Raw genomic sequence first — 22,136 nt, 5'->3', positions numbered from 1 at the left:
TTGCGTAATTTTTAATATAAGATAATATTTAAGAGATATGGGAAAAGAAAAAATCATACTGACCGGTGACCGTCCTACGGGAAGATTGCATATCGGTCATTACGTAGGTTCGTTGAAGCGCAGAGTTGAACTTCAGAATTCCGGACTGTATGACAAGACTTTTATTTTCATTGCCGATGCGCAGGCATTAACCGATAATATAGAAAATCCCGAGAAGGTGCGTCAGAATGTGATTGAGGTGGCGCTTGATTATATGGCTGTCGGTCTGGACCCGATGAAGTCCACCATCTTTATCCAGTCTCAGATTCCCGAATTGTGCGAATTGACTTTCTATTATATGGATTTGGTCACAGTGTCACGCTTGCAGCGTAACCCGACAGTGAAAACCGAAATCCAGATGCGTAATTTTGAAACCAGCATCCCGGTAGGGTTCTTCACTTATCCTATCAGTCAGGCTGCTGATATTACCGCTTTCAAAGCAACTACCGTTCCGGTGGGTGAAGATCAGGAGCCGATGATTGAGCAGACCCGTGAAATTGTACGTCGTTTCAATCATATTTATGGTGATACGTTGGTAGAACCCGAAATCCTATTGCCGGACAATGCGGCTTGTCTGCGTCTGCCGGGTACGGATGGAAAGGCTAAGATGAGCAAATCATTGGGTAACTGTATTTATTTGTCGGACACAGCCGACGAGGTGGAAAAGAAAGTGAAGAGCATGTATACCGACCCTACTCACCTGAAAGTTTCCGATCCGGGTAAATTGGAAGGAAATACAGTATTCACTTATCTGGATGCTTTTTGTAAGCCTGAGCATTTTGGACGTTATTTGCCCGATTATCCTAATTTGGATGAACTGAAGGCACATTACACCCGTGGTGGATTGGGAGACATGAAGGTGAAGAAGTTCCTTGCCGCTATTATGCAAGAAGAATTGACGCCTATCCGCGAACGTCGTAAAGAGTTTGAAAAGGATATTCCGGCTATTTACGATATGTTACGTAAGGGATGCGAAACAGCCCGTGCTACGGCAACCGCTACATTGGATGAAGTACGCAAGGCGATGAAGATTAACTATTTTGATGATGTGGAATTGATTGCCGAACAGGCAAAGCGTTTCGGGCAGGAATAAAATAAATTCAAAAGGAAAAAGGGGAAACTATATATAATAAGGTATAGTTTCCCTTTTTTGTTTCTTGAATGATAAGACAGGATTTGTAATTTATCCTCTGTATTTCAGTGTGTTAAGTGCTTAATTGAAAAATAAATGAAAAAATAGTGTGCATAAAATTTGCAGTTATCGGAAATAGCCGTATCTTTGCAACGCTTTTGAAACAAGAGGCTATCGGGCGTTTAGCTCAGCTGGTTCAGAGCATCTGCCTTACAAGCAGAGGGTCGGCGGTTCGAATCCGTCAACGCCCACTCCATCTTCACCTCTTGTTTTATAAAAAGCAACCTTCGGGCGTTTAGCTCAGCTGGTTCAGAGCATCTGCCTTACAAGCAGAGGGTCGGCGGTTCGAATCCGTCAACGCCCACCGAAGAAAGAAATTAAATATTGCACGAGAAAGCACTATCGGGCGTTTAGCTCAGCTGGTTCAGAGCATCTGCCTTACAAGCAGAGGGTCGGCGGTTCGAATCCGTCAACGCCCACCGAAGAATGAAGCCTTGCACACAATGATGCAAGGCTTTTTTGTTTCAGTAAGTTTCCCTAGTTAAAATGTATGGGCATGAAAACATTGCTACTTATCGATAATCAGGATATTACCCGTGAAGGTATGAAAACGGTGGCCGGTCGGATAGGAGGGTTCGCCGCAATAAAGGAAGCCGGCAGTCAGAGTGAATTAACCGGGCTTCTTGTCGATAATCCCAATGCCGTTGCAGTGTTGGACTATACATTGTTTGATACTTCGGCTGAATATTTGCTTATATTGCAGGAACGGTTTAAGGAGGCACATTTTGTTCTGTTCAGCGATAATCTGAGTGAGGATTTCATCCGGCGTATGGTTTTTAGCGGAACTTCATTCAGCGTGGTGATGAAAGATGCGCCGATGATAGAGATAGAGGAAGGGCTGCGGAAGGCAAAACAGCATTTACAATACATGTGTACGCGTGCAGTCTGGCTGTTGCAGCATAAAGAAGACAAAAAAGATAAGTTAGTTTCACCGCTTACGGTCACGGAGCGTGAAATTCTGAAACTGATGGCATTGGGCAAGACTACGAAAGAGATTGCGGCTGAGCGTTTCCTAAGTGTATATACGGTAATGACTCACCGCAAAAATATCTTTCGCAAGCTGGAAGTGAACAATGTGCACGAAGCAACAAAATATGCCCTTCGTGCAGGGATTGTGGATGTGGTGGAATATTATATTTAGGATAAAGTGATTTCACCGCTTCCCACACAGATTTCCGCATTCTTGTCATACAGCACACCGAACTGTCCGGGGGCTATACCCTGTAAGGGGACGTGGCTGTGGATTCGGAACAAGTTATCTTCCCGTGTCAATATTCCTTTCATGAAAGTGTCTGTATGCCGGATCTTGAAAGAAACATCTGCGGAAGGTGCTCCCTTCCATAAGTCCTCTGTGATGAAATGAAAATCATGCAAGGCAAAGTCTGTCCCATATTGTTTGTCTGTATCATAACCGTGTGAGACATAAATGATATTCTCGTCTATATCTTTGCGGATAACAAACCATGGTCCTCCACCTAATCCCAATCCTTTGCGCTGTCCGATGGTGTGAAACCAATATCCTTTGTGAGTGCCAATCCGTTTTCCTGTTTCCATTTCAATGATATCCCCTTCTTTTTCACCCAAGAAACGGCGGAGGAACTCATTATAGTTGATTTTTCCTAGAAAGCAGATACCTTGACTGTCCTTGCGTTGTGCACTGGGCAGTTTGGCAATGCGGGCGATATCCCTGACCTCATTCTTCATCAGACCTCCCAAAGGGAACATCAGTTTTGAAATTTGCAGATAATCTATTTGTGCCAGGAAATCTGTTTGGTCCTTGACGGGGTCTTGTGCGGTTCCCAGCCATATTTTCCCGTCTTTTTCAAGAATACTGGCGTAATGTCCGGTAGCTGTCTTGTCATATAAATGCCCTGCTTCCTGCTCAAAACATCCGAATTTGATGAGCTTGTTGCACATTACATCCGGGTTGGGAGTAAGACCGCGTTTCACTTTATCGATGGCGTATGCCACTACATTATCCCAGTACTGTCGGTGCAGGTCAATGATATTCAGGCTCAGACCGTATTTGCGGGCGGTGGCGGTACATAGTTCAATGTCCTCTTCTGCCGTGCAGGTGAGATCTTCGTCACCGTCCATTCCGATTTTAATATAGAAAAGATCCGGTTTGTATCCTTGTTCGCAGAGGAGATGTACGACAACCGCGCTGTCTACTCCTCCTGAAATTAATGCAGCTATGTTCATCTCATTTTATGATAATGGGTATTCTTCAAAAGCATAAAGCACGGTAGACAAATATCGTTCCCCCGTATCGGGCAAGATCACTACAATTTGTTTTCCTTCATTTTCGGGGAGTTTGGCCAGTTCCAATGCGGCATAGGCGGCTGCTCCCGAAGATATTCCGACCAATAACCCTTCCGTCAGAGAGAGTTCGCGTCCTGTGCGGATGGCGTCATCGTCTTTCACCCGGATTATCTTGTCTACTAATTTTTCATTGTAGGTATGAGGGATAAATCCGGCTCCGATACCTTGTATCTTGTGCAGTCCCGGATTTCCTCCCGAAAGGACGGGGGAGTTATCCGGCTCTACAGCTACAATCTGTATATGGGGATTCTGTTTTTTTAATCCTTCCGCTACTCCGCTTAAAGTGCCGCCTGTACCGACTCCGGCAACAAAGATGTCTACCTTTCCGTCCGTGTCGTTCCATATTTCCTGTGCAGTGGTACGTGCATGGGCGGCGGGATTCGCCGGGTTTTCGAATTGTCCCAAAATGACGGCTCCCGGAGTCCGGTCACGCAATTCCTCCGCTTTTTCTATGGCTCCTTTCATTCCTTTTGCACCTTCGGTCAGTACCAATTGTGCTCCCATGGCTTTTAACAGGTTCTGGCGTTCCTCGCTCATGGTTTCGGGCATGGTCAGTATGGCTTTGTAACCTTTCACGCTGGCAACCCATGCTAACCCTACGCCGGTGTTGCCGCTGGTTGGTTCAATGATAACCGCTCCGGGTTTCAAGATTCCTTTGGCTTCTGCATCCTCTATCATTGCCAGGGCTATACGGTCTTTTACACTTCCTCCGGGATTGAAGTATTCCAGTTTGGCAATTATTTGCGCTTTCGCATCGTGTTTTTTACTAAGGCGTGACAGTTCCAACAAGGGAGTTCCTCCGATGAGTTCGGTCAATTCTTTTTTTATTCTTGCCATAATCTTTTCATTTAGTGGGTTCTGATTTTATAATGCAAAGATAGGGGAAGATGTTCATGGCGGAAATACCCTATTTAGGGTATATTTTATAGTGTTGTCTCCTGAATAATTCACTATCTTTGTCCGGAATTAACAAGTCTAATCTATGATGATAACAAGAAATTTTATTGGGGTACTAGCCCTTTGCTTGTGTGCATTGGCAGCTTGCACATCTTCAAAAGAGTCGAAAAAGACGCTGACTGTCCTTTCATGGAATGTATGGCATGGCGGTCATTCAAAAACTTATTCCGGAAAAGGGTGTGAGGGAACTATTGATATTCTGAAAAAAAGTGAGGCTGATGTGGTCTTGATGATTGAAACTTATGGAGCTGCCCCGATGGTAGCCGACTCATTGGGATATTCGTACAATCTCATTTCTGATAATCTTTCTATTTATAGCCGTTATCCCATTATTCGGAAATATGCTTTTGCCGACAGCATAAGTACCTTTAATTTTGGCGGAGTGATGATAGATGTGGATGGGAAACCTGTCCGTGTTTTTAATACTTGGTTGCATTATCTTCCTGATATGCGTTTGGTCCCGACGGATAAATCCAAGGAAGAAATATTGGCTTGGGAGATGGAGGGAACACGTGATGAGGAAATACATAAGATTTTGTCTGTTCTTCAACCCTTGTTGGCAGAGGCCGACAGTATTCCAATTATAATGGGCGGTGATTTTAACGTGCATTCTCATCTGGATTGGACGGAAGCTACCCGTAACCTGTATCTTCATGGTGGTGCAGTGGTGGATTGGCCTGTTTCCATTGCTATGGAAGAGGCGGGATTTAAAGATAGTTTCCGTGAGATGAACCCCAATCCGGTGGCCAATCTGGGAGTAACGTGGCTGACAGATGCGGATTCGTTGGAAACCGAGTGTCGTATGGACCGCATTGATTTTATTTATTATCAGGGAAAAACCATTCAGGCGATAGCATCTGAGTGTTATGACAATAGTTTGGGTAAAACTTTTACTTTTAAAGGAGAAGATTTTTTCTATCCTTCAGATCATGGTTTTGTCCTTTCGAAATTCGAACTTGATTAAAATAAGAGTTGATAAAAATAGATATTCATGAAAAAGACCTTTTTATTATCGTGCCTGATGTTGGCCGCAATGCCGGTGATGGCTGCTTACACGGGCCATGTATATGTAGATAAAAACAAGAATGGCGTATTTGACCAAAGTGAAAAACCGCTGGCGGGCATCAAAGTATCCGATGGCTTGAATGTGGTTGAAACGGCTGCCGACGGTAGTTTTACTTTACCCGGTCATGAGCGTGAACGTTTTATTTTCATTACCACTCCTTCGGGGTATAAAACATTTAACCGTCATTATCATAAAATAGAAAAGAAACAGTCCGGTTATGATTTCGGTTTGATCCCTTACAGTGGACGGATTCGTAAAGACGGCTCCCACAGGTATATTCATATTACTGATACAGAGATATTTAATACGGAAAATCATGCAGACTGGGTGAATAATGTGCATGACTATGCCAGGAATGAACAGGCGGCTTTTATCATTCATACCGGGGATCTCTGCTATGAAAAAGGCTTGAAGGCTCATATCAAACTGATGAATACGGAAAATATGGACTGTCCTGTCTTTTATTGTATCGGAAATCATGATTTGGTAAAGGGGAAGTATGGCGAAGAACTTTTTGAAAGCATTTATGGGCCGGTATATTATTCTTTTGATGCAGGTAATGTGCACTATGTTGTTACGCCGATGCCCGGAGGAGACCATGCTCCAGGCTATACTTCCGATGACGTCTGTCGTTGGTTGAAGAACGACCTGGCTCATATCCGCCCCGGAACTCCTGTTGTTGTTTTCAATCATGATTTGCTGACATACGAAGATACCTTTATTTTTAAGAGCAAGAATGCCGGAAGCATTAATCTGAATGAGTACAACTTGAAAGCATGGGTATATGGTCATTGGCATATTAACTATATGAAGAAACAGGGAGATGTTTACAGTGTTTGTACCTCTTCATTGGATAAAGGAGGCATAGATCATTCCACTACTGCTTTTCGTGTGATGCACGTAGATAGTAAAGGAGATTTCACTTCCGAGCTCCGTTATACCTATTTGGACAAGAATATCTGTATCGCTTCGCCTGCCGGAGTAATGGCTTCGGGTGTCCTTCCGGTGGCTGTCAATGTGTATTCTTCCGTGTCGCCGGTGAGAGAAGTGCTCTATACTTGTCTGGCCGACGGGAAACCTGTGCTGAAAAACAAGCGATTGCTGCAAAGTACTGACTGGTCATGGAACGGGGAGCTTCCCTTGTCTCATAAATATGTGGGTAAGGAACTTACTTTGCGGGTAACAGCCCGTTTTAATAACGGAGAGATAGCTGAAGCAGAAAGTAATTTTATCTGCCGGACTGAAAAGACCGTTCCTTTGTTTTCTGCTGACTGGGATAATCTGTCAGGCAATGCGAAACATTCCGCCCCCGTTTCCGCTCCATTGAATTTGCCTTTGCAGCTGGCATGGACTAACAATGTCGGAGCTAATCTTTATATGACTTCTCCACTGATACACAAGGGAAAAGTAATTGTTGCCTCTGTGGATGAGGATCTGAAAGGTGCAGGCCATGTGTATGCTTTGAATGGGAAGGACGGTACAATTCTTTGGAGTTGTCCTGTTCGTAATTCTATTAAAAACTCCATTGCGGTTGATAGTGACATCGTGTTTGCCCAGGATGCCCAAGGCTTTTTGTATGCCATTGATACCGAAACCGGTAAATTGTGTTGGGAAAAGCAATTGCCCGTAAATGGCTTGCCGGCCCTTATTGACGGACTGGTGGCCGGTGAAGGAGTGGTCTATGCGGGAACCGGAAAGGGGCTTTGTGCTTTTGAAGCCCGAACGGGCAAACAACTTTGGAAAAATGAAGGCTGGGGACAAGGAGAAGGGACTACGAGCACGCTGACTTTGGGTAACAACCTGCTGGTTGCCGGTGCACAATGGAATGCCCTTTACGGCAATGATGCCAAAACAGGTGAGAAACTTTGGGCGGTCAGCGATAACGGTTTGCGTAATCGGGGAGCATCTCCTGCCATGCATGGTGCCTTGTTGTATCTGATCTCAGATAAGTCTTTCTTTATATTAGAGGCTGCTACCGGAAAAGTGATAGTCCGTAAACCATTACCTTATAATGTGGACGTTACTTCTACTCCTTTACTCACTGACAAGGAGATTATCTTTGGTTCTGCACAGAAAGGGCTGATAGCCTTGGATAGTGAGACATTGGAAGAAAAATGGACTTGTCCTGTGGGGGATGCTTTGGTTTATACCTGTCCTTATAGCCGTCAGCCTTCCGCTACGATTGAAACCAGTGCGGTATGGGCGGGAGATATTGTTTATGTAGCCGCTTCGGACGGTACGGTATACGGAATTAATAAAGAGGATGGCAAGGTGGTATGGAAACATGCTACAGGAGCTCCTATGTTCGGGTCGGTAGCCCTGTCGGGTAATGCATTGGTGGTTTCGGACTTTGGTGGAAATGTTTATTTGTTCTGTAAGTAGAAGATTCGATTAAAATAGTATGATTATAGAAGAAAGAGTAGAACGTAGTCAATATGTCAAGTTGATAACTTGGATAGTTTCTTTTATTATTCTTATGGCCGGAATAGTATTTCCTGTCCTAATACTTTGGGTAAATCAGGATATGATGTCAAAGGTTATTGGTGCCTCCGTTTTATGTCTTATCTTTTTTACTTTGATTTTTACTGTTGCCTATCAACCACGGAAACTTATCTTGTCAGAAACGCATATAATTATGGAACGTATATTGGGGCAGGTGTATATCTCTATTCCGATATAACTGATATTTCCTTATACCATAGGGAAAATGTAGCAGAAATTCGTATTTTCGGCATAGGTGGATTAGGTGGGTATATAGGAAAATTCTATAATAGTAAAATAGGGTTTTATACAGCATATGTAGGAGATTATAGTCAAGCCTTTTTGATTAAAATAAATAATAGGGAAAAATATGTAATGAGTTGTCGGCATGCCGAAAAGATAGTGGAGGAAGTAAAGTCGCGGTTGAAGCAATAAGAAAATCTTATGTATTCGTTAACATTTCCGATTCCAAATCTTGCGATTGCTACCTTTGGCAGTGACACCTGGATGTCTTTGTCGAACTGGAAGAAGCAGACCTGTTTATCATGTTTGATATTCGGGACATTTTGGAGAAGAGTTGTGAGTCTAAGATTGATGTGTTTCATTTGCGTGACAATCTTCGTGATTTACTGCTTAAAAGAATAGAGCAGAATGGAATTTACGCTTAAAGAGGAAATCATAGATAAACAGAACTTGATAATCGCATCTATAGGTATCATTCAGGTAGTTGTAAAGAATATCATTCGGTGTAGTTAAATAACCATAAAGTCTGCCCGGAAATACTTCCGGGCAGAATCATTACTGTACCTTTGTTCCCATAAAATAGATACAGGCCGTGAGGCCCAATTTAATTATTTCACATGACATTTAAAGAATTAGATCTTATAGAGCCTATTTTGAAGGCTTTACAACAAACCGGCTATACAACGCCGACCCCCATTCAGGAACAAGCAATTCCTGTATTATTAAAAGGTAAAGATTTGCTGGGATGCGCCCAGACAGGAACAGGAAAAACAGCAGCGTTTGCTATCCCCCTTATACAACGACTTTATCAATCAGACCATAAAAAAGGTATCAAAGCATTGATACTCACCCCGACGCGTGAGCTTGCTATACAGATAGGCGAGAACTTTGACCAATATGCCGGATATACCGGAGTGAAGCATGCCGTCATTTTCGGTGGAGTGCCCCAAAAGGCGCAAGTTGATGCTTTGAAACGAGGTGTGCAGGTATTGATTGCCACTCCCGGACGTTTGCTTGATTTGCAGTCGCAAGGCTGTATTTCATTGAAGGGGTTGGAGTATTTTGTATTGGATGAGGCAGACCGTATGCTTGATATGGGCTTCATACACGATATCAAGAAAGTATTGAAACTGATTCCTGCCCGGCGACAGACTTTGTTTTTCTCGGCTACCATGCCTTCTGAAATAGAGAAGCTGGCAGATTCCATGTTGACTAATCCGGAGAAGATAGAGGTGACTCCAGTTTCATCTACTGTTGATACTATCCGGCAGAGTGTTTATTTTGTAGAGAAGAAGGAAAAGAAGGACTTGTTGCTGCATTTGCTGAAGAATCCTGAGATAGAGTCAGTGTTGATTTTTACCCGTACCAAGCATGGTGCGGATAAATTGGCGAGGATTTTGAACAAGAGTGAGATCGGGGCGGAAGCTATTCATGGAAACAAATCGCAGAACGCACGCCAAAGGGCGTTGACAAACTTCAAGGATCATACCACAAGAGTGCTGATAGCCACAGATATTGCAGCCAGAGGCATTGATGTGAACCAGCTTTCTCACGTTATCAACTATGAGCTGCCCAATATATCGGAAACTTATGTGCACCGCATCGGTCGTACCGGGCGTGCCGGACACGACGGAATAGCCATCTCTTTTTGTGAATCGGAAGAATTGCCTTATTTAAAGGATATCCAAAAACTGATAGGACTACAGATTCCTGTTGTGAAAGACCATCCTTGGGTGACCGTGGAAGGGGAAAAAGCGCAGGCCGGCAAGACCGAAGAACTGAAAGAAAAAGCAAAAGCCAATAAGGTGTACCGGGGCAGCAAAAGCAATGGTGATTATTGGCGCAGGAAGAAACAGGCTCAAAGCAAACAAGGGCAAGGCAGGCAGAGTTCGGATAGAAAGGCTTCCGGCAGACCAGGATAAAGAATAACTTGTCTGCGTTTCATTATAAAATAGTTTATATTTGTTTTTATAACCTGTTTAAACTGAATGCATTTATTAATGCAGAAGAGTTCCCCGCTTTCCATCTGTTTGGAAAACGGGGAACTCTTCTGATATCTTGTGGTATTCTTTCACCGGTTTATCAAACTTTTGCATTATTCGTTGTTTATGCGGCTTTTCCTCATTTAACTTTATTGTAGGGTTTAGTGATAGTATAGGAATAGCTAATTCTTTTTGACCGTAAGAGTAAGCCTTTTTGAAAGGATGTGTTCTATCTCCCAAGCCTTTGGAGTTAACTCCCAAGCTTATGGAGATAACTCCAAAGGCTATGGAGTTAACTCCGCAAGCTTGGGAGATAGAACATAAAAGGAAGAAAACGCTTAATGATTAAAAAGAAAGATTTTAATAATAAGAAAAAAAGATTGCATTTCATTCCAAGTCTTCAATAATCTTCTCCACATCCACAGGTTGCAGTCGGTCATAGACTTTCTATCATTATTACAGGGGGCAATCCATAGGCGCCTACACACCACAGACAGTCCGGAAAGAACTTACCATCGGGAGTTGTTTCTCCTGCTTCTATTCCCAATATCCGTTTAAATTCTTCCGGTAGTTTTTCGGAGCCGCGTACACGGCAGACCGTTCCCATGCATACGGAGATGGGATGTTTTCCTTTGGGGATCATGGCAAAGAACGTATAGAAAGTAACCATGCCATACACTTTCTATACGGGCATGTTCAGTTTGCGGGCGATGATACGTTACATCTCTTCAGGCTGGTTCCCATGCTTGTTGCCAATCTTTCCGTTTTCTTCATGATTGCTTGTAATTTACAGGTGGGGCGTATTTTCATGGGCATAAGAATTAGTGTGTTGCAAAGATCGGAAAATGTCCGGGTTGATAAAGGAAGAGTGGAAAATATGAAAAAAAAGAAGCCCGGTCCGTTTGGTGGTGAACGGACCGGGCTTTACAATCAATTTGTCAACCATTTATAGCCAATGGGAACTGCTGTGCCTCCATCGGACCTTTAGAATTGTGCGACAGGGCGTGTGGCGTAGTTGCTGGCTTTACTGTTGGCAACTATCGCACCACTTACAAAATTCAGATGCCAGGCGGATTCTGCCGAGTGTTCGGAAGAAGACCAGTACGCTTTGCGTGCGAAATCATTGAAACAATCTTGTTTGTCTTTGCAAATGATTCCGGCTTTTTGAAGTTCCCACAACAAAGTCAACTCGCCTGCCGACGGTAAATACCATTCACCTGCCGATTTGCCGCTGGTACTGTATTGGTAGCAGTAGCCTCCTGCCGGGTAGCTGGAAGAACTTTTACCGAGGTAGGCGGTGTGAGCCTTTCCATTGAAGTCGCTGATGGCTCCTTCTGACACCCAGGTGGCAGGTTGTCCGGTTTCAACATGAATGGTTGCCCCCTTGATACGTTCCTCGTCCTTATCGGAGAAGAAAGAATCGGCGGTTCCGTTATAATAAGGGAGGACACCGCTTGTCAATGTGCCGTCGGCGGTGGTATAGTTTTCGATGCCTTCTATATCTTCTGCTTTGCTGATCCATTTGGTACTGGACTGGTTGTCGCCTAATGCCACGATGCGTCCGAATGGAGAAGTGGACAGGGTGGGCGAGAGATTGCCGTCCGCATCATCCAGGGCATAGACAATACCGATGCAGGTTTTATTCTCATTCTTCTCGCTGGAGAAAGTAGCGTCGCTATAGTAATAATCGCCTACCTTGGCAGAAGGTAAAAGAGTGCAAGTGAGTGCCGGAGCTTCGTATACTTTGCCTTTCTCCAATTTGATGGTTGTCGAAGTAGCTGCCTCATACACTTCACCGGTGGTGGTAACAAGAGTGAAATGCAACTGTGCTTCGGAAGGGAAGAAGGAGATGTAGGTGGTTCCGGAAATACCGGCTTTGTTTTTAATAGTGATATTTCCTGTTTGGGTACTGCTGAACTCTCCGTTTTTTAGTTTCATAACGGCACTGGAGTAGAGGGTTCCGGCAGTGGCGGTTATGGTAATTCTTGTGATGTTGTTCAAAGGACTGCCACCGTTGACGGTGAACTGGAATTTACCGATAGTGACCAAACTGGTCATTTCGCAGGCGGAAGAGCCTGTGGTTTCGTTCATGCCGGCTTTACATTGTGCCCATAAGTAATCATAATTTGTTATACCTGCCAGTGTTCCGTCCTGTCCGCTCAGGTTGAGGGTTTGGGTCAGGGTGTCACTGCTGTTCGCGGTGATGGCTGCCGCCGGGTAAAATACGGCAATTTCATTCTCATTCTTTACCAGTGTCGAAAGATTGCCCGTAAAGGTGTCAGAAGAGTCGGTTTTTCTTGTGAGAATGCTTTTGGGAACGCCGCTGGAACCGGTTTTTATTACGGCCAGTTGGCTGTTGGCGTCCCAGTTGCCTTGCAGGATGCCTGTATCCTCTGCATCTGAAGAACGGGGAGACAGAGATGCTGTGAGAGAAAAAGGAACGGTGGAGGTTGTCGTAACTTGATCGTCGTCATCGCTACACCCCAACATGCATAGAGCGATGCCCAAACAGAGAATAGTTGTTGTCTTTTTCATCATCGTTTTCGTTTTGCTGTTTTATGATTAAAACTTGAATGGTATTTATTATTTAATTTTAGACAGCAAAGGTAAATGTTCTCGGCCGATTTTTCTAATCTATTCGGCGAAAGCTGATTTTTTTTCGATAAATTAGGGGAATAAGGGGAAATTTGAGGAGATGGCAGGGGTGTTCATTGTCTCCCTGTTTAAATTCTCATTGAAAATCATAGTTTTTTGTTGTTTTGAATGAAGGGAATTGTATGAATGAAAATTTAAACAGGGATTTTTATGGAAACTTTTTAGTTTTCTTTGCCTTTTTGATCGGGATATAGTGACTGGTAATAATTGATTCGTTCTGTCCATGGACGGTATTCAAAAGGATAAACGTGTTGTTGCTCTGCCCATCGTGTCCATTTGTTTTCTAATTCTTTTGCTTTTAAAGGAAATTGTTCGGAAAGATCTTGTGTCTCAAAAGGATCGGTGGTGAGGTGAATCAATTCCCAAGGCTGTCTGCCGTTGGCACGTACTAGTTTCCAACCGTCAGACAGGATGGCGCATGAGGTCTGATGTTCAAAGAAAAGATCGCGCGGCTGTATTTTCTGTTTTCGTATAGCCGGCAGGAGACTGGTTCCGGCCAATTTCACTTTTTGATTGTGAAACGTGTCGGGGTAATGTGCGGAAGCAATATCCAGGCAGGTGGGAAAAATATCAATGATATGACTGGGTTCCCGACAGATACTGCCTTTTTCTGTCTGGCTTTTGCTTCTTCCGTCTGTAAGGATGAGAGGGGAACTGGTTCCTCCTTGGAATACCCATTGTTTGTAACTGCGATAGGGGGTATTGCTTAAATCAGCCATCAGCTGTTTGATGAATCCCCCTTCACTGGTAGAGCCGTTGTCGCTCATAAACAGAAACAGGGTATGTTCATACATTCCTTTGTCTTTTAAGGTCTGTATTACCTTTCCTATGCCGCTGTCCATGATTTCGATCATGGCGGCATAGGTAGCCATATCGGTTATCCATTTTTCTTGCTGCTGTGGAGTAAGTTCGGTCCAGGCGGGTCGTTTACCGTCCGGAAATTCTTTTTGGAAGACTGGAAGAACCATTTCCGGCGTTATCAGCCCTAAGGCTTTTTGACGTTCGAAACGTTGTTGGCGTAGAACATCGTAGCCGGCTTTATAGCGCTCACGGCAAGCATCTATCTTGTCTTGGGGGGCTTGTAGGGGCAAGTGAGGTGCGTAATGTGCTATGTACATGAACATGGGAGTCTGCGTGGGATGTTGTTTGATAAAACTAACGGCAGAGTCTGTGATAGCAGTGGTATAGTAATAATCATCCGGAAACTCGGTAATCCGTTGCAGGTTATGATAAACGGGATCTGGTTTGTAATAGCTTCCCCCTCCATGCAGGCAGCCGTAGTATTTGTCGAATCCCCGTTGAACTGGATAACTTCCATTGGGGGTTTCAAAGGCCGCATCTAAGGTAACATGCCATTTGCCACTCATGTAAGTGGCATAGCCTTGGTCGCGCAGTACTTCGGCAAGGGTGGGCAGGTGATCCGAAATCTGTCCCCGATACCCCGGACGATGTTCGTCTACCGCGGTCATCCATCCCATTTCCGCTTCGTGCTGATAATGTCCGGTGAGTAAGGCGGCACGACTGGGGCAGCTTCGTCCTGTGTTTTTAAATTGGCTGAAACGTATGCCTTGTTCGGCCAGATAATCTATATTAGGAGTATGTATTTCTCCTCCGTAGCAGGATAAATCAGAGAATCCCATATCATCGCATAAAATCAATACGATATGGGGATGTTCCGTGTCTGGTTTGGCGTGAGTGGCTGCTACAGTGGAGGTTATGGCAGTTAGTGCTAGGGTTGTAACGGTTAACTTATATGTCATGGGTGATTTGTATTTTAGTTTTTTCATTTTGTTCCATCCCTTGTGGGGATGGAGTAGAAGAGGCTTTGAATTGCTTTTCTCTTTCTGCCTCTTCCCCACACCGGATGGAAAGGTTTACTTCTTTTCACCGAAATCAGCTTGCTGTTTTTCCACTTCTTTCAGCTTTTGTGCATTCCGTTCTTTCAGCAAACGTTCCTGTTCCAGTTCGGAAGCCGATTTGGCGGCTGATTGCCCGAAAGGTGAGTCGCTGTTCATGGAAATCAGCGCAGCTTCACTTTCGGTGTAGATGAGAGGATGAGCCGCCGGCTTGCTTTCTAATTCCAACACTGCGCTGGCAGGCATTTGCGAGCCTTCGAACAATACGCTGGCAGTGATTTTGATTTTACCCGGCTTCAAGGTGGATTGTATCAGCACGGGGGCTGTTCCCCATTTTACCGGAGCCGGATTGGCCAGTATATTCGCTCCGCCCAAAATACGTCCTTCGCCTTCTACATGGAATTTCACATAATAGTTGTTCAGACGTTTGATGTTCCCGTTTTTATCGGCTATGGCGGCTACTACGGTTACAAAGTCGGAGCCATCAGCTTTTAAGTCGGTGTTTTCATTGTCAACCCAAAGTAGCACTTTCTCGGGACGCCGGGCCGGTCGTACTTCGTGCGTGGCAACTACTTTTCCATCTATGATGCCTTCGGCCAGTAGGAACACCTCGTCCTGTTTCTTCTTTCTCATAGACATGTTTTTGTCTATCATGAAGTCGTATATATCTTTGAATGTAATAACGGGTGAGGGCATTCCTTCTTTTGTTGCTGGCTTGGTGTAAGTCCATGTCTTGCCACCTTTATTATAAGTAAGCCGCACCTCGTCACAATTGGAGTACACAGTAACGTCTTTGGGTGAGAAGGGAGTCATTTCATGGGCGATGTACACCATCGGTCCTGTTTCGAAAAGACGGTCTTGTTTTTCGGGCGAGCGCTGGGCTTTGAACATATAATAAGCATATTTGGGTTGGCGGAATACGTCCATCACACCACCATAGAAGGGATCGGGATGATAGCCGCGCTGGTGGTCGAACGAGTGCCACAAACAGCCGCCGACGTGTTGGCGCGGAGTACGGCAGAGTACATCGTAACAGGTGAAAGGATAACGGGGGGCGGCATAATGCTGTGCCTGGATGAGCATAGCCTGTTCCCCCCAGTTGCGTGCCACACGGCTGGGGGAGTTGTGCGAATTCCAGTCGTCTACATTATCTCCCCACTCGCGGGTGAAATAGGTTATTTTAGGGTCGAGGCTTTTGATGGCCCAATCCTTGTCCGCATTGGCCGGATGAGTGAAGAGTACCGGATATACCTCATGTCCCCGTGCTTCGCTGTCGCAACCGGAATAGCAATACGGATAAGGGTATTCTTGATTGACAATATCGAGGGTATTTTTGGCGAAGTCTGCCGGATACCAGGTTTCATTCAGGATAGGTTCCCATAACCATACACAAGGGTGATTGCGGTCACGCCGTACCAGGTTGCGGATATCGCTATAAACCCGTTGTGCAAATTCAGGAGCGTCATTCCAGAATTGCCATCCCGGTGTGTTTACAATGACGAACAGCCCCAGTTCGTCACATGCATCCATAAAGGCGGGGTCTTGAGGGCAGTGAGCATTCCGGATGACTTTCATACCTGTGTCGCGTAGCTTTTTAGCGTCGCGCCAATGAATGCTGTTGGCAACGGCATTGCCTACTACGGCAAAATCCTGATGGCGGTTGGCGCCAATCAGCGGGCTTGGATAAGGTTTGCCGTTCAGCCAGAATCCGTCCTTTCCTTTGAATTCTATGCTGCGGATACCGATACGGCGGCGGTAGCCGTCCACTACATTTCCTTCATTGTCGCGGATACGGACAATCAGGTTATATAACGTAGGCGTTTCAGGGCTCCAAAGCAGAGGAAACTTCAACGTTATTTTATCTTTTGAAGTGATTGCCTTGCCCGGACGTACTTGAATGACATCGTTCAGAAATGCGGCTTGTGTGCCGTCGGGTTGCTGAAGTTCATATTCTACTACTCCTTTGAAGTTCTTTTTACTGTCATTACGTATATGGGCTTTCAGGATTATTTCTGCGGAAGTGTCGGAAACTTTGTCGTATGCTACGAAAAGCCCGCCGCCTGCCATTTCGTTTTCGAAATTGGGATCGGTGATGAAAACCGGACGATGGGCTATTAGCCAGCAGTCACGATAGATGCCGCCAAAATAAGTATAATCCAGTACATCCTGTGCTTTGCCGGGAGGATAACTGGGGTCATTGCTGTTGTCTGCCCATACAGCTATCACATTGTCTGTCCCCCAATTCAGTGCATCGGTGACATCAATGACTACAGGCAGGTAGCCGCCAAAGTGTTCGGTCAATAAATTGCCGTTTACAAAAACTTTGCTTTTTCCCATGATAGCTTCGAAATGCAGGAAAAGTTTTTTGCCTTTCAATTCATTTGCCGGAGTGAAATGTTTGCGGTACCATACCTCACCTTGATAGTTGATACATCCACTGGCCTCAGTCGGTACATATTCAATGCCGTCGGGCAGGGAAACCACTTTCCAGTCCTGGTCATTAAAGTCGGTGGTTTCCGCACCTGTAGCGGTTCCTTTGTGGAATCGCCATGCCGGATTCATGGAATATACTTCACGTCCGGAGTTTGCCAGTTCATAGAAACCGGCAGTAGAAAACTCAGGCTGGTAGGCTGCTTGCATCTCATAGAGAGGAAATAGCAGCAGGGCGATGAGATAAGATAAAAAATGTTGTTTCATAAAGTAGTGTTGTATTATAAGGTTCATATTATTTTTTATATTAAAGTTTCATTCGTTGTTTTTTATGGAATGTTTTTCTGTCGGGCGGTCTGAGAGTTCATCCATGTTCTTGTCTTCCTTATCATTGGAATTTCATAATAATACCACCAGTCGCTGTTGTTGGTTTTGGCGGCAAGATGGTTGTGGTGGTTTTGGTCAGCAATGTAACCGTCAGGTTGTTCCATAAAACGGGTCTGTGAATAGGTCTCTTCCAATTGTTTTCTCATGGTCTGAAAGTCATTGCACACTTCATTTATTTGTTGCAATGCTGTCTGTTTGTCTTGTTCATGTATAGTGATATCATAGTTGTGCAAGGCTAGAATCAGACGGACAGGGAAGTTGAACAAGTGGTTTGTCTGTTCGTATACCTCTAATGTATAGCGGTTGCGTAAAGCATGTTGTTTAGCCTCTTTTATGCCTTGGCATATTTTTTCATATCGTTTTTGTTCCACCTTTGCTTGGGCTATTTTTTGTTGGTAGGTACGGCTCCATGCTCCCGGTGCGTCTGGATCCGGTAGGCTGATTAAAGTAAAATCAGTAGTTCCCCATGCCGGATTGCGCCTTCCCGAATTGACCAGGGCATCATCAAAGAAAAATGCTTCTTGTTCCAGTTCATCCAGAAAAGCCATATGGTTGTCATTTGGATGAAAGCCAAATTCTCGTTGGGCATGTGCGGCTTTGAAGGCTTCGACTGTCCGTGCTGTTGGGTTCCAGCCATATTCTCCCTGTGCGATGTATCCACGCCACACCGTTTCAGAGTGTGGGGAACCATCATCCCATGCTGTGGCCAAAATTCCTTCCAGTTGATTTTGAGCAACTAATTTGCTGAATCCTTTGATATAGCCGGCCAGTGAATTTTCACGCGGTATAAATGGAGAACTGCCACACGAAGCAGCGGTAGCTCCCATTACTTTCAGTCCTTTGTCATGATACCATTGTAAAATGCGTTGATGCCCCGGCTGGGTGGCATCTTTGTAGTTCCATCGCATATACACACATTCTTTGGGGAATAATTTGATGCTTTCATTCAATTTTTTATCGTTCCATTTTGCTGCTATTTCATCCTGGGTTTCATTACTGTTGACCAAATCCCATACACCGCCGTATTTTAATGGCATATCATCCCAGAAAATAGGAATGCGGTTGTGAGCTGTTGCGAAATCGCATACTTTTTTCAACCAGATCATTTGTAGTTCAAATGGAGTTTTTCCGGTGGCTTTACAGCGTTGGTCTATGCCTATGGCGGTAATTTCATCTCCTCCTATATGTAAGTATTTGCTGTAAGGCATGGCTTCGATAGCATCCCGGTAAAGGTCGAATTGCAAATCATAGGTACGAGGGTCAGATGGGCAAAACTCCCAGTCGCTGTCGGGGTTTTCACGTAGTTCCCAATGATGTTTTAAAATAAAACCGGCATGTCCCAAACCTTGGACCAAGGGGGTTATTTCAATATTCCGTTCTTTGGCATAGCGGCATAAGGCTTGCATTTCCTGCTTGCTGATGGCATTGGGGGCACCTATTTCGGGGCGTCGGGTATAACGCAGTTTATCTTCCAGCTCCCAAATAACTGCGTTTATTTTGTATCGGGCCAGTTTGTCTATTTCCTGATAATAATACTCCATGCGGTCTAAATGATGTTTTACATCAAAGTGCACGGCCCGATAGGAAATGGCCGGATAATCGATGATTAGCATGGCTGGAATAAGTATGTTGAAATCCCGGCTGTCTTCCATTAATTGTTCTAAAGTTTGGCAACCGTAGAAGATACCTGTCATGGTTCTGGCTGATATACAGACTCCTTTTTCATTAATTTCCATCATGTATCCTTCTGGAGAAGCAGGAACATGCTGGCTGGTGAGTTGGAGCCGGATGGGTTTCCCTTTTCGTGGGCAACGGGGAAGTTTGTTGAGCATATCTCCCAATATGGGGATGGAAGTTGTGTCTGATGACAGAATATAGGATAACTCCCAATAATTGATTCCTTTTCCAGAAGTCAGTTCTATGGATTGTGGTTGTGGAAGCAACTGGAATGTCTTGTCTAATTCTCGAGAAGCAATCTCTTCTATGAATAAGCATAAACAGAGTAATAAAAGAATTTTTTTCATATCACTTCGATGATTAATTTTTTTTCTACTAATTTTGTTCCTTGTACAGTCAGGGTTCCTTTTCCTTTTTCTTCGTCAGATTGTAATAATACTACACATTTTCCCCGAAAGCAACGGCAGTGGGGCTGTTGGTATGGAAACATATCTGTAGGGTTTCCGTTGTCTACCCCTAATAGCCGGAGTGGTCCACTTACGTGGAAACTGAGTTCATTGGAGGCATAAGGACAAGGAATTCCGTTTTTATCTGTTATGTCGATCTCTATGCGTATGACTTCATCCGAACCGGCTTTTACAGAATACTTGTTACTGGCAAGGGCGACAGAATGAGGTGCTTCTGCACTTTGATAACAGTCTGTTGCCACGATTTTTCCTTTTTTTATGCCTCGGGCTTCTATTTTTCCGGGCGAATAAGGAACTAACCATATCAGTTGCTCCCCTGTATAAGGTTTACTGCCCAAAGATACATTATTTATAAATAACTCTACTGCATCACAGTTGGTATAAATGACTACGGGAATTGTTTTTCCTTCTTTTCCCGGATGCGTCCAATGCGGAAGAAGGTGTACCATTGGTTTGTCGGTCCATAAACTTTGGTAGAGGAAATAGGCGTCTTTCGGAATGGCAGCTATGTCGATAATACCGAAATTGCCACATCGTTGAGGCCATTCGGCTTCACCTAAATAGTCAAAACTGCCCCATCGGAATTCTCCCATTAACCAAGGGAAAGAACAGGTGCGTTGCCATGATTTACGGGCGCTGATACGTACAGAAGCATTGTCGTAGGACGATTGATAATAGGGATAATCGGATTCTTCGGGGAAGCATTCTTTTTCCGTCAGGTCAGGTATAGGAAAGACCCGATGTTTAAATTGTTCCCAGTTTATGTTTCCTTTTTCCCAAGGAGCGGGGAAATCCCGTCTTCTCCATTGTGTCTGGCTTCGGTATACGCCACGGGTTTGATAAGTGTGCGGTACCTCTGTAGCAATGGCACAAAGTGTTGGGTAGTTTTTGTGGAAGTGTTCTAGTTCTCCTATTTCTTCTCCATTTCCATTGAAGCCGATAATGTCTAGATAGTTGAATTTTTTTTGATAATCGGTCTTCATACCTCTAGTAGGATCAGTTCCTCCTTGAGTGACAGGGCGGTCAGGGTCCAGTTGGTGAAATAGGCTGACCAGGTTGTGTTGGATTTCGGGGGTAGCTCCCGTTACTTCGTTGCCGATACTCCACATAATGATAGAGGGATGGTTACGGTCTCGTTTTATGAAATCAGTCATATCTTTTTGCCACCATTCATCAAAGTAATTTCCATAGTCATCGGCGGCTTTAGGTTGATTCCATCCGTCCAATCCTTCGTTTAGTACCATGATTCCCATCGTATCGCATAAATTATAGAAAGCAGGAGAGAAGGGATTATGACTGGTGCGTATCGCATTACATCCCATATCTTTCAATAATTTGAGACGATAATGAAGTAGGTCGTCGGGTACGGCGGCTCCTACAGCACCGACTGTATGATGATCGCATACTCCTTTTATCTTTAGTGATTTGCCATTGAGCAGGAATCCGCTGACCGGGTTGAATTCTAATTGACGGAAGCCTACAGGTAATCTACATTCATCTAGTATCTTGTTATCTCTTGTCAGTTGGCATATAAGTGTATAGACGTTAGGAGAATCAGGCGACCATAATAATGGTTTCCTGATGCTCCCTGACAGGAAGCAAAGAGAATCTGCAGATGAGACAAATATTTTTTCAGAAGTATCGGCTATGCTACCGTTGGGAGCTTGTAGATATGTTTTTACTTTGATTGGCTTTTTCTCCTGTGTTTCAATTTCTATAGATAGGGTGTAGGTGGCAGATTGCTTATTTTGTAGCTTGGATCTGAAATGGATTCCGGAATAAGGAATGTGGGTGGGGTTACTGACCAGCAGGTATACAGGACGATATATTCCTGATCCTGTATACCAACGTCCGGTTAATGCTTTGCTGTGATCTACTTTTACAGCGATTTGGTTCTTGCCTTCTTGCAAATATGGAGTTAAATCATATACAAAGCTGATATACCCATTAGGACGTTTGCCCAGCCAATGACCGTTTATCCATACTTCGCTGTTCAGATATACGCCCTCAAATAGGATTTGTACTTTTTTATTTTTCCATTTGGAAGGAATGGTAAAAGTTTTTCGATACCAGCTTATTCCGGCAGGCAGGAAGCCGCTTTGCCAGTCGGTTCCGTTTTCAAATTGTTTATAAGTGCCTTCTATGCTCCAGTCATGAGGAATATTCAATATGCGCCATTGAGAATCGTTATATGAGGAAGAAGAGGCTCCTTTGCCTGCATCTCCTAGATGGAATTTCCAGCCTTTACAGAAATTTATGGTTTCTCCGGCAAAAGATGCCAATAAGAAAAATTGTATGCAAACAAATAAAAGGATACGTTTCATGGTTAGTGTGAAGAGAAAGAGAGGCTGAATGTTGCTTGAAGAACAATCAGCCCCAGAA

General features: G+C 44.3%; 13 protein-coding genes, 3 tRNA genes and 1 pseudogene. 9 read left to right on the top strand and 8 right to left on the bottom strand.

Annotated elements, in window-relative coordinates; translation table 11 throughout:
* Positions 1-37 precede the first annotated feature (37 nt).
* From trpS to BVU_RS02065, 5 genes are all read left to right on the top strand, one after another.
* Positions 38-1,132: a tryptophan--tRNA ligase gene (trpS, locus tag BVU_RS02085; protein WP_005840166.1), complete on the top strand. Its 1,095-nt coding sequence runs from the start codon at positions 38-40 to the stop codon at positions 1,130-1,132.
* 215 nt (positions 1,133-1,347) lie between these two features.
* Positions 1,348-1,422 (top strand) — tRNA-Val (locus BVU_RS02080).
* Positions 1,423-1,460: 38 nt separating this feature from the next.
* A tRNA-Val gene (locus BVU_RS02075) sits at positions 1,461-1,535 on the top strand.
* A 40-nt stretch (positions 1,536-1,575) separates the two neighbouring features.
* Positions 1,576-1,650: transfer RNA gene (locus tag BVU_RS02070), tRNA-Val, on the top strand.
* Positions 1,651-1,727: 77 nt separating this feature from the next.
* The gene (locus BVU_RS02065) at positions 1,728-2,372 is read left to right on the top strand and encodes a helix-turn-helix transcriptional regulator (RefSeq protein ID WP_008667703.1); all 645 of its coding nucleotides are present in this window, start codon (positions 1,728-1,730) and stop codon (positions 2,370-2,372) included.
* On the opposite strand, the gene mnmA is transcribed toward BVU_RS02065, so the two are convergent.
* Together mnmA and cysK are read right to left on the bottom strand one after the other, a co-directional pair.
* Positions 2,369-3,433, bottom strand: a complete 1,065-nt coding sequence (gene mnmA / locus BVU_RS02060) for a tRNA 2-thiouridine(34) synthase MnmA (RefSeq protein WP_005840146.1) — start codon at positions 3,431-3,433, stop codon at positions 2,369-2,371. The two genes, BVU_RS02065 and mnmA, sit on opposite strands and share 4 nt — an antisense overlap.
* A 6-nt stretch (positions 3,434-3,439) precedes the next feature.
* Positions 3,440-4,390: a cysteine synthase A gene (gene cysK / locus BVU_RS02055; protein WP_005840143.1), complete on the bottom strand. Its 951-nt coding sequence runs from the start codon at positions 4,388-4,390 to the stop codon at positions 3,440-3,442.
* Positions 4,391-4,535: 145 nt separating this feature from the next.
* On the opposite strand from cysK, the gene BVU_RS02050 reads away from it, so the two are divergent.
* From BVU_RS02050 to BVU_RS02030, 4 genes are all read left to right on the top strand, one after another.
* Positions 4,536-5,474 (top strand): endonuclease/exonuclease/phosphatase family protein, encoded by a 939-nt coding sequence (locus BVU_RS02050; RefSeq protein WP_005840141.1) that lies wholly within the window; start codon positions 4,536-4,538, stop codon positions 5,472-5,474.
* Between the two features lie 27 nt (positions 5,475-5,501).
* Entirely contained in the window at positions 5,502-7,958 is a 2,457-nt protein-coding gene (locus BVU_RS02045; RefSeq protein ID WP_011964741.1) for a PQQ-binding-like beta-propeller repeat protein, read from the top strand.
* 174 nt (positions 7,959-8,132) lie between these two features.
* The gene (locus BVU_RS02040; RefSeq protein WP_227225127.1) at positions 8,133-8,492 is read left to right on the top strand and encodes a PH domain-containing protein; all 360 of its coding nucleotides are present in this window, start codon (positions 8,133-8,135) and stop codon (positions 8,490-8,492) included.
* A 425-nt stretch (positions 8,493-8,917) separates the two neighbouring features.
* Positions 8,918-10,222, top strand: coding sequence for a DEAD/DEAH box helicase (locus tag BVU_RS02030; protein ID WP_011964739.1), 1,305 nt, complete (start codon positions 8,918-8,920; stop codon positions 10,220-10,222).
* A gap of 447 nt (positions 10,223-10,669) precedes the next feature.
* Here BVU_RS02030 and BVU_RS02020 read toward each other — a convergent pair.
* The 6 genes and pseudogenes from BVU_RS02020 to BVU_RS01990 form a co-directional block, all read right to left on the bottom strand.
* Positions 10,670-11,000: pseudogene (locus tag BVU_RS02020) on the bottom strand (NAD(P)H-dependent oxidoreductase subunit E); the annotation flags it as partial.
* Between the two features lie 266 nt (positions 11,001-11,266).
* Positions 11,267-12,817: a DUF1566 domain-containing protein gene (locus BVU_RS02010; RefSeq protein WP_005852876.1), complete on the bottom strand. Its 1,551-nt coding sequence runs from the start codon at positions 12,815-12,817 to the stop codon at positions 11,267-11,269.
* Between the two features lie 281 nt (positions 12,818-13,098).
* The gene (locus tag BVU_RS02005; protein ID WP_032937921.1) at positions 13,099-14,697 is read right to left on the bottom strand and encodes an arylsulfatase; all 1,599 of its coding nucleotides are present in this window, start codon (positions 14,695-14,697) and stop codon (positions 13,099-13,101) included.
* 114 nt (positions 14,698-14,811) lie between these two features.
* On the bottom strand, positions 14,812-17,490 hold the full coding sequence (locus BVU_RS02000) for a glycoside hydrolase family 2 protein (RefSeq protein ID WP_041174389.1): 2,679 nt from the start codon (positions 17,488-17,490) through the stop codon (positions 14,812-14,814).
* Positions 17,491-17,552: 62 nt separating this feature from the next.
* Positions 17,553-19,634, bottom strand: coding sequence for a family 20 glycosylhydrolase (locus tag BVU_RS01995; protein WP_011964736.1), 2,082 nt, complete (start codon positions 19,632-19,634; stop codon positions 17,553-17,555).
* Positions 19,631-22,078, bottom strand: coding sequence for a sugar-binding domain-containing protein (locus BVU_RS01990; protein WP_011964735.1), 2,448 nt, complete (start codon positions 22,076-22,078; stop codon positions 19,631-19,633). The genes BVU_RS01995 and BVU_RS01990 overlap by 4 nt, the downstream gene beginning before the upstream one ends.
* Between the last annotated feature and the right edge of the window lie 58 nt (positions 22,079-22,136).

It is taken from the genome of Phocaeicola vulgatus ATCC 8482 (assembly GCF_000012825.1).
Classification (GTDB): domain Bacteria; phylum Bacteroidota; class Bacteroidia; order Bacteroidales; family Bacteroidaceae; genus Phocaeicola; species Phocaeicola vulgatus.
Note: the sequence above shows the minus strand (reverse complement) of the source record. Positions and strands in the feature narration are given on the sequence as shown.